Annotated in this window: 6 protein-coding genes and 2 tRNA genes; 5 read left to right on the top strand and 3 right to left on the bottom strand. The window is 66.6% G+C overall.

Translation table 11 applies throughout. From position 1 onward, the window contains the following. Positions 1–86 precede the first annotated feature (86 nt). A complete protein-coding gene (locus QZ271_RS13005) occupies positions 87–527 on the top strand; it encodes a DUF805 domain-containing protein (protein WP_291432160.1) in 441 nt (146 codons plus the stop codon). 591 nt (positions 528–1,118) lie between these two features. Here the strand turns inward: QZ271_RS13005 and QZ271_RS13000 are convergent. Then, the gene (locus QZ271_RS13000) at positions 1,119–1,973 is read right to left on the bottom strand and encodes a PH domain-containing protein (protein WP_291432158.1); all 855 of its coding nucleotides are present in this window, start codon (positions 1,971–1,973) and stop codon (positions 1,119–1,121) included. Positions 1,974–2,249: 276 nt separating this feature from the next. On the opposite strand from QZ271_RS13000, the gene thrS reads away from it, so the two are divergent. Continuing rightward, positions 2,250–4,199, top strand: coding sequence for a threonine--tRNA ligase (thrS, locus tag QZ271_RS12995; RefSeq protein ID WP_291432146.1), 1,950 nt, complete (start codon positions 2,250–2,252; stop codon positions 4,197–4,199). Between the two features lie 269 nt (positions 4,200–4,468). Here thrS and QZ271_RS12990 read toward each other — a convergent pair whose 3' ends face one another. Beyond that, on the bottom strand, positions 4,469–5,500 hold the full coding sequence (locus QZ271_RS12990) for a thioredoxin domain-containing protein (RefSeq protein WP_291432144.1): 1,032 nt from the start codon (positions 5,498–5,500) through the stop codon (positions 4,469–4,471). 293 nt (positions 5,501–5,793) lie between these two features. On the opposite strand from QZ271_RS12990, the gene QZ271_RS12985 reads away from it, so the two are divergent. The 3 genes from QZ271_RS12985 to QZ271_RS12975 all read left to right on the top strand — a co-directional run bounded on the left by QZ271_RS12985 (position 5,794) and on the right by QZ271_RS12975 (position 7,401). Beyond that, a tRNA-Cys gene (locus QZ271_RS12985) sits at positions 5,794–5,867 on the top strand. Between the two features lie 39 nt (positions 5,868–5,906). Then, positions 5,907–5,981, top strand: a tRNA-Val gene (locus tag QZ271_RS12980). Between the two features lie 391 nt (positions 5,982–6,372). Further along, the gene (locus QZ271_RS12975; RefSeq protein WP_291432142.1) at positions 6,373–7,401 is read left to right on the top strand and encodes a PIN/TRAM domain-containing protein; all 1,029 of its coding nucleotides are present in this window, start codon (positions 6,373–6,375) and stop codon (positions 7,399–7,401) included. 76 nt (positions 7,402–7,477) lie between these two features. Here the strand turns inward: QZ271_RS12975 and QZ271_RS12970 are convergent. Further along, positions 7,478–8,134, bottom strand: a 657-nt coding sequence (locus QZ271_RS12970) for an SMC family ATPase (protein WP_291432140.1), incomplete at its 5' end; no start/stop codon positions are given.

Below are 8,134 nucleotides of genomic sequence, written 5' to 3'. Positions count from 1 at the left end.
GTCCTCGTTGGAAGCACTCAAGAACGGCTGGCACGTCAGTTTTCACTTCATCTCATAAAATCTGTCAGGCGGTCAGGGGAGACACCATGAACGACTACATCAACGCCATCCGCAACAACTACGCCAACTTCCGGGGCCGTGCCCGCCGCCGTGAGTACTGGATGTACACCCTGATCAATGGCATCATCCAGTTCGTGCTGTCCATCCCGCTCTATGGCGTCCTGATGAGCATGCAGAACGACGCTGCCGCGGACCCCAGCACCGCCCTGACCGGCAGCACCCTGATCTTCGCAGTGATCTACGCGCTTTACGTGCTCGCCACCTTCATTCCCAGCCTCGCCATCGCCGTGCGCCGCCTGCACGACACCGGCAAGAGCGGCTGGTGGTACCTGCTGAACTTCGTGCCGCTGGGCGGTCTCGTGATCTTCATCTTCACGGTCCTCGACGGCGAGCCCGGCAGCAACAAATGGGGACCCAACCCCAAAGGCCTGACCGGGAGCACCCCCACCCCCGCGCAGAACTGGTAAGCCTGTGCTCTGAACGCCGCCTCCGGTCACCTGGGGCGGCCCGTGCGCACCTGCGCCCCGCCGGGACTGCGCGCGCCGTTACGCTGAGAGCATGAGCAGTGCGCTGATAAACGAAAGCAACCTCAGGGTTCGTCCGCTCGTTTCCACTGCTTTCGAGCGGGGACGGCCCATGCTGCTGGACATGGGATTCATGGAAGATGAGGGGGAGGGGGAGCTGTTGTTCGGGATCGATCCGGGGGACCCGGCAACCCGCACCCGGAGCGCAGTCCGTGACCCTGACCTCGCACGTCACGCCCCGCGACGCTCTAAGTACACTGCGTTTACTTGTAGATAAACCGCGCGAAGCGCGGAGCAGAAGAAAGTACGTTGGAGCGGGAATGGAGAGGTTCCGGCGCTTTCCCGGCATGGCGCCATGTGAGCTTCAAGGTACTTAACGCCGGAACTGGAGGCCGGGCTGCGGTCCCTGCTGATCGCTGCGTACCCGCACATCGCGGACTTCTGGGCGGGCACGTCGTACTGGGGCAGCAAACCGGAGTGGCACCGGTGGCTGGCCGACCCGGCAGGCTGCCGTGGTGAGGGAGCAGGGCCGGATCAGCGCCCGGCCGGTCGGACGGCTGGGGGCACCGTGCCGGAGCGGAACCAGTCGATCAGCGCCTGCGGGTCGGTGGGTGTCAGGTAGTACTCCCGGCCGTTATGGGTGAGGATTACGGCCTGCCCCGGGCGTGCGGCCCCTGCTGCGGCCTGGATCTTCCCGCCGGTTCCGGCGCGGCTGCTGAACGTGCCGGTGTAGTAACCGGGCACGGCGGTCCCGAACAGCCGCGTCCCCAGGGGGGTGTGCGTCAGGGCGGCGCGGGTGTCGTGCCGGGGGAACCGCAGGGTGGTCGAGGCAGTCCGGACGGTCAGGGTATCGCCGTCCAGCCGGTAGGCCAGGCGCGGCCGGGCGAGCAGCAGAACAGCGATGGGTACGAGCGGCAGCAGGAGCAACAGCGTCCAGTCGGGTCTGGCGGCGCGGGCGGGCCGGAAGCTGCCATTCTCTCCCGCCCTCCAGGCGCGCAGCAGTGCATGCGGGTCGGCGGGCGTCAGGACGGTGGGTGGCCGGGTGGCGAACACCAGCGCCGAGTGTCCCTGCGAGCCGTCGCTGAACACCTGGGCGCGGCCGGTGGGCGTGCGGAACAGGCCAACCGTGTATCCCGGCAGGACGCTGCCGATCACCTTGCCGCGCAGCGTGACGGCCCGCGACTGGACGGGCGTGCCGGGCGCAATGACGACCCGCGCGCCCAGCGATCGCGCCGTGAGGGTCCCGCCCTGCACGGAGTACACCGGCAGCCTCAACACGGGTGGAAGTAACAGCACGGCTGGCAGGATCAGCAGGGAAAGAATCAGGAGCAGGCGCGCGGCGGGCCACCAGCGGGGCGTTTCCTCGACGTGTACGGGCAGCAGGGGCATGTTCCCAGTATGTGCCGCGTGCGTGTGCGGTTGCTGCCGCCTGTTCCCGGGCGCTATCCTGCCTCCATGAAGCTTCCCGCCCGTCACTCCGGTCTGGTGATGCGTGGCGTGGGGCTGCGCCGAATGCCGCTGTTGCCCGGGCTGGTCACGCGAACTCTCAGTGCCTGAGAACCCACCTTCCGTGGTTTTCAGGCGTTCTGCTGGGTGTGGTCAGGCCGGGCTTTCTCGATGGACGTTGGTGGGCGCTGAAGGCGGCCTGCCGGAAAAGAGGTTGATATGCACGTAGTTCTTCCCGATGGTAGACAACTGGAACTCACTCAGGGCGCGACCGCGCTGGACGCCGCGAAGGCCATCGGTGAACGCCTTGCCGGGGACGCCGTGGCCGCCACCGCGAATGGTGAACTGGTGGACCTGATGACGCCCCTGCCCGACGGCGCGGCCATCACGCTGATCACCAAGAAGAACCCGGGCGACGCCGCGCCGCTGTTCCGGCACTCGCTGGGGCACGTCATGAGTCAGGCGGTCGGCGAGTACTACCGCGCCAAGGGGTACGCGGACGATCAGATCAAGCGTGGCGTGGGCCCCAGCATCGAGAACGGCTGGTACCAGGATTTCGACCTGCCCGAACCCATCAAGGAAGAGGACCTGCCGGAAATCGAGAAGGTCATGCGGGACATCATCAGCCGGAACCTGCCGTTCACACGCCGCGAGATCACGCGCGCCGAGGGCCTCGCGCAGTTCCCGCACGACCCGTACAAGCAGGAACTCATCGCGGGCCTCCCCGAGGACGAACCCATCACGTTCTACACCCAGGGTGACTACACGGACCTGTGCCGCGGGCCGCACTTCCCGAGTACGGGCCGCCTGCCCGGCGCGTTCAAGCTCATGAGCACCTCGGGCGCGTACTGGCGCGGCAACGAGAAGAACCCCATCCTGCAACGCGTGTACGGGGTGGCGTTCGCCACTCAGAAGGAACTCGACGGGTACCTGCACGCCCTGGAAGAAGCCAGGCGCCGCGACCACCGCAAACTGGGCAAGGAACTCGAACTGTTCACCATCGACCCCATGGTCGGCAAGGGCCTGCCGCTGTGGCTGCCGAACGGCACGGTTCTGCGCGAGGAACTCACCGCGTTCCTCAAGGAACAGCAGTTCAAGCGCGGTTACCAGGGTGTCATCACGCCCAACATCGGGAACCTCGACCTGTACCGCACCAGCGGCCACTACCCGTACTACGCCGAGTCGCAGTTCAACCCCATCGAGGTCGATGACGAGCAGTACATGCTCAAGCCCATGAACTGCCCGCATCACGTGCGCATCTACGGCAGCAAACCCCGCTCGTACCGCGACCTGCCGGTGCGGCTGGCGGAATTCGGCACGGTGTACCGCTACGAGCAGAGCGGCGAACTGAACGGCCTGACCCGCGTGCGCGGCTTCACGCAGGACGACGCGCACATCTTCTGCCGCCCCGACCAGCTGAAACGGGAATTCCTGGATGTCCTCGACCTGACCGTGCTGGTCCTGAAAACCTTCGGCATGACCGATGTGCGCTTCCGCGTCGGCACCCGCGACCCCGGCTCGGACAAGTACGTCGGGGACGAGGCCAACTGGAACCTCGCCGAGCGGCAGATCACCGAAGCCGTCGAGGAAGTCGGCCTGCCCTACACCATCGAACCCGGTGACGCCGCCTTCTACGGCCCCAAACTCGACTTTGTCGTCAAGGACGTCCTGGGCCGCGAATGGCAGCTCGGGACCATCCAGGTCGACTACAACCTCCCGGAACGCTTCGACATCAGTTACGTCGGCGAGGACGGCCAGGACCACCGCCCCATCATGATTCACCGCGCCCCCTTCGGCAGCGTCGAACGCTTCACCGGCATTCTGATCGAACACTACGCCGGGGACTTCCCGCTGTGGCTCGCGCCCCGCCAGATCATGATCATCCCCATCGCCGACCGCCACAACGACTACGCCTGGCAACTGCGGGATGAACTGCACGCCGCTGGCCTGCGCGCCGAAGTCGATGACTCGTCAAACCGCATGAACGCCAAGGTCCGCACCGCCGAACTGAGCAAGATTCCCGTCATGCTGATCGTCGGCGACAAGGAGCAGGAAGGCCGCGAAGTCAGCGTCCGCGAACGCACCCCCGACGGCCTCAAGGAACGCAAAGGCGTGGGCTTCGACGACCTGAGGAACGAATTGCTCACGCGTTACAAGACCCGCGCATAACGCCACGCGACATACAGCTCGGCCCCCTGCGCTGGGGCCAGGCTGTGTGTCGTACGAATTCGGTCTGCTGCGGTGCCCACTGGCCTTGCTTCCACTGGGCTCCGCTCGGATGGGACGGGTTTGGCAACCCATTTCATCAGAGTTCGTTTCATCTCGAAGGTGATCGTCAGATCAACCGAGCGGCGCAACTACCGAAAGACGTACGCTGGGACAGGAATGGAGAGGTTCCGGTGGTGTTCCAGAACCCCGCGCTGTTCAGGGCCAGGTACCTACCGGAACAGCTTGAGCCGCGCGTCGATCAGACTGGCGGCTCCCGGCGTGGCGGTCGTCACGGCCCGCACCTGCGCCACCTCGGCCGTGTCCGAGTAATTCTTGAGTTTCATGCCGTTCAGGAACACGGTGGGCGTACCCTGCACGGTTACGCCCGCGCCGGACTTCACCTGCGCGTCCACGTCGGCCCGGAAGGTCCGCTGACCCACGCACGTCTTGAAGGCGGCCGTGTCCAGTCCGGCGGCCCTGGCGTATGCGGCGTACCTGGCGGGAGCGTCTTTCGGGTCCAGTGGGGTCCAGGTGGCAAAGTTGGCGAACAGTTGATCCGCGAACGCCCAGAATGTTCCCTGCGCGGCCGCGCACTCGCTCGCCTCGGCCGCCCCCTGCGCGTTCCGGTGGAACGGCAGCGGGAACTCGTAGTGCACCACCCGGAACGACGCCGGAGCGGCCCGCCAGTCCCGCATGGACGAATCCCACAGCTGCTTGCAGTACGGACACTGGAAGTCACTGAACACCCGCAGCACGTTCGGAGCGCCTGCGGCCCCCACAGCGGCCTTCACGGGAGGGAAGGCGCTGTCCGGCCAGATCTTCACGGCCACGTAGCCCAGGTACCGCGTGGCCGGGCCGGTCCCCGTGACCTTCAAGGCGATCAGGTCCGTGCCGCTGTCGTCCGTCAGGTCCACGTACCCGGTGCGGGCGGCGGCCAGCAACGCCGGGTTCGAGAGGTTCTGTACCAGCTTCGGCAGGTCCTTCTCGGCGACGTTCCACCCGGCTCCCAGGCCACGGGCCAGTCCGTCCACCGAGTCGGCCTCCACCAACACGCCCACCACGCGCCCGCCCGCCACGTCCGCCGTGACCCGCGTGCCACCGCTGACCAGCAGGCCGCCGCCCTGCGCCGCAAAGCCCTTCAGGGCCGGTTGCGCCGCCAGTTGCGCCGGTGTGCCCATCAACTGCGCCTGAGACACGCTCAGGGCCAGGGCCGCGCCGAGTGCGACCACGCGGGCCGTCAGAACCAGATGTGTTCGTTTCACCCAGGCACTCTAGAACAGTTCACCGAATGACGGGATCAGGGACAGGAACTCACGCCCTGCGCGTCAGCCCGGACAGGGGGACCGGACAGGCGGACCTCTTTCGGTGGCAGGTTGGCAACGCGGCCCGGCGTGCCGCGCAGGACCATCCGGCGCCCGCCCAGCCCCCCTGTTTACAGCGCACAAGGTCCGTGCTAACATTCCTTCCGCTGGAGAGGAAAGACCTGCCAGCCGCCCGCAAGGGACAGCCTGACGCCAGATGGAACCAACGCCGGACGGCACGGACCAACGGGCATGGCGCTGTAGCCAAGTGGTAAGGCAGAGGTCTGCAAAACCTCCACCACCGGTTCGAGTCCGGTCAGCGCCTCCAACACACCCCGCCCACACAGCACCGCGCTGCACGGCATACAGACTCGTAGCTCAGGGGTAGAGCACTACATTGACACTGTAGGGGTCAGGAGTTCAAATCTCCTCGAGTCTACCAACCGGAAACTCCCGCTCAGGCGGGGGTTTTTCTTATGTACCGTGGCAGTCATCGCCGCCCGGCACGGGGTAAGCAGGGTGTCGCATGAGCAGGTTGCGAACCCCGAAAAATTCAGGAGGCCGGAACGGGCCGACGCCAGCAGGCGCAAGGGAACGGGTTCCAGGCGTGAAGTTGACCCGGAGACGTTCCGCGTTGTCAACGAAACAGACGTCATCCGTGTCAGCATTTGAGCTTTTCCTTCGGGTGCTTATCGTTGGTGCCAGCGTCTATAGCGGCGGGGGGTGGCCCTGTGGATTGCGGGTGTCACCTGTCACGCTGAGCCGCCAGCGAGGCTGCACAGGTGGAGAACGCTGGGGACGTTTGAGGCGCCGCAGCGGTTAGAGTGATGGGCGTGCTTCCTGTTCGTCTGTTCGTGACGCTGCTGGGCCTGCTGCTCGGAGCAGTGGGCGGGCGTGCACTGGCTGCCGCTCAACCCACCGAGCTGGGGTGGGTGAACACCCTGAGTCTCATGCTGGCCGGAATGCTGACCGCGCTGCTGATCGCGCCCCGTATCGAGAGCGCCGCGCAGGGTCTGCTGGCCCGCTTTGGCCGCTGGTACGTGGGTCTGTCGCCGCGCACGGTGGCCGCCGCGACCTTCGGCCTGATCGTGGCGCTGCTGCTGAGCGTCCTGATCAGCACGCTGTTCAGGAGCCTGCCGCTGTACAACTGGGTGTGGAACGTGGTCATCACGTTGAGCCTGGGTGCGTTTTTCGTGTCGTTCGCCGTGCGGAACGCCGAGGCCCTCGGGTTGCTGGCCTTCGCGCCGGTGCGCCGCCGTCCTGGGAGCAAACTGCTGGACAGCAACGTGATCATCGACGGCCGCATCCTGGAGCTGGCCCGCACCGGCTTCCTGGACGGGGATATCGTCGTGCCGGCCTTTATCCTGCGGGAATTGCAGATCCTCTCGGACAGTTACGACGCGCAGAAACGCACGCGCGGCAAGCGTGGCCTGAGCGTCCTGGAGGAACTGCGTGAGGTCCGGCCGCTGCGCGTGGAGGACTGGGACGACCCGGCGCTGCCCACCACCGACGACAAGCTGATCCGCCTGGCCCGCGAGACCGGGGCGCGCATCATCACGAACGACGGGAACCTCGGCAAGATCGCCCGGCTGCACGGCGTGCAGATCCTGAGCATTCACGAGGCGGCCGTGGCCCTCAAACCCCAGGTGCAGGCCGGGGATCACCTGACCGTGACCATCAGCAAGGGCGGTCAGCAGAAGGAGCAGGGCGTCGGGTACCTGGAGGACGGCACCATGGTCGTCGTGGAGGAAGGCCTGAAGTTCCGGGGTAAACCCACCCGCGTGCTCGTGGTGAACAACGTGCAGACGAACGTGGGCCGCATGATCTTCGCCAAGCTGGACCGGGAAGAGAACCAGCCCTAAGGGTGGCCAGGAGGGCACGCAGTTGGCAGGCGCGCACTGCTGCGCGCGCCCCCTTTTTCCCTGTGGCGTGAATGCGCTACAGGTCCAGTCGCTGCACGGAGCTGCCCGCCACGCTCTTGGTGACCAGTAGGCGGCTGGGCAGTCGTTCGGAGAGGCTCTCGACGTGCGTGACGACGCCCACCATGCGGCCCTGGGTGCGCAGGTTCTCCAGGGCGTTCGCCACCGCTTCGAGCGCCTGAGGGTCCAGCGTCCCGAAGCCCTCGTCAAGGAACAGCGCGCCCAGCACCTTGTTGCCCGCCAGGTAATCGCTCAGGGCGATGGCCAGCGCCAGGGACGCCAGGAAGGTCTCGCCGCCGGACAGGGTCTTCACGCCGCGCACCTCGCCGGCGTTCCAGAGGTCCTGCACGACGTACTCGCCGCCCTGAAGGGCCAGCCGGTAGCGGCCGTCACTGATCTCGTGCAGCAGGATCCCGGCGCGGGTCAGGAGTTGCGCCTCGATCTCGGCCAGCAGGAACTGCTGGAATTCGTTGGCCCTGAGGCTGTTCGCCAGGGCCTGCCAGGTGTCCAGGGTGTGGGAGGCGGCCAGCGCGCGCTCCTGAAGTTCTGTCTTGCGTTCCAGGCGTTCGCGCACCGAGCGTTCCTGCTCGGCGAGGCTGCCGGCGCGTTCGCGCGCGGCGCTCAGGGCGGCGTCGGTGGCGCTCAGGTCGCGCGCCACCTGAGCCAGCGCGGCCGG

This window comes from Deinococcus sp. (assembly GCF_018260555.1).
GTDB lineage: Bacteria > Deinococcota > Deinococci > Deinococcales > Deinococcaceae > Deinococcus.
The sequence above is the reverse complement of the archived record's forward strand: the minus strand, read 5'-3'. Positions and strand labels throughout refer to the sequence as shown.

Bases quoted from the DNA above. Each gene is read 5' to 3' on its own strand.
- thrS (WP_291432146.1), top strand. From the start codon at position 2,250: ATGCACGTAGTTCTTCCCGATGGTAGACAACTGGAACTCACTCAGGGC.
- QZ271_RS13005 (WP_291432160.1), top strand. From the start codon at position 87: ATGAACGACTACATCAACGCCATCCGCAACAACTACGCCAACTTCCGG.
- QZ271_RS13000 (WP_291432158.1), bottom strand. From the start codon at position 1,973: ATGCCCCTGCTGCCCGTACACGTCGAGGAAACGCCCCGCTGGTGGCCC.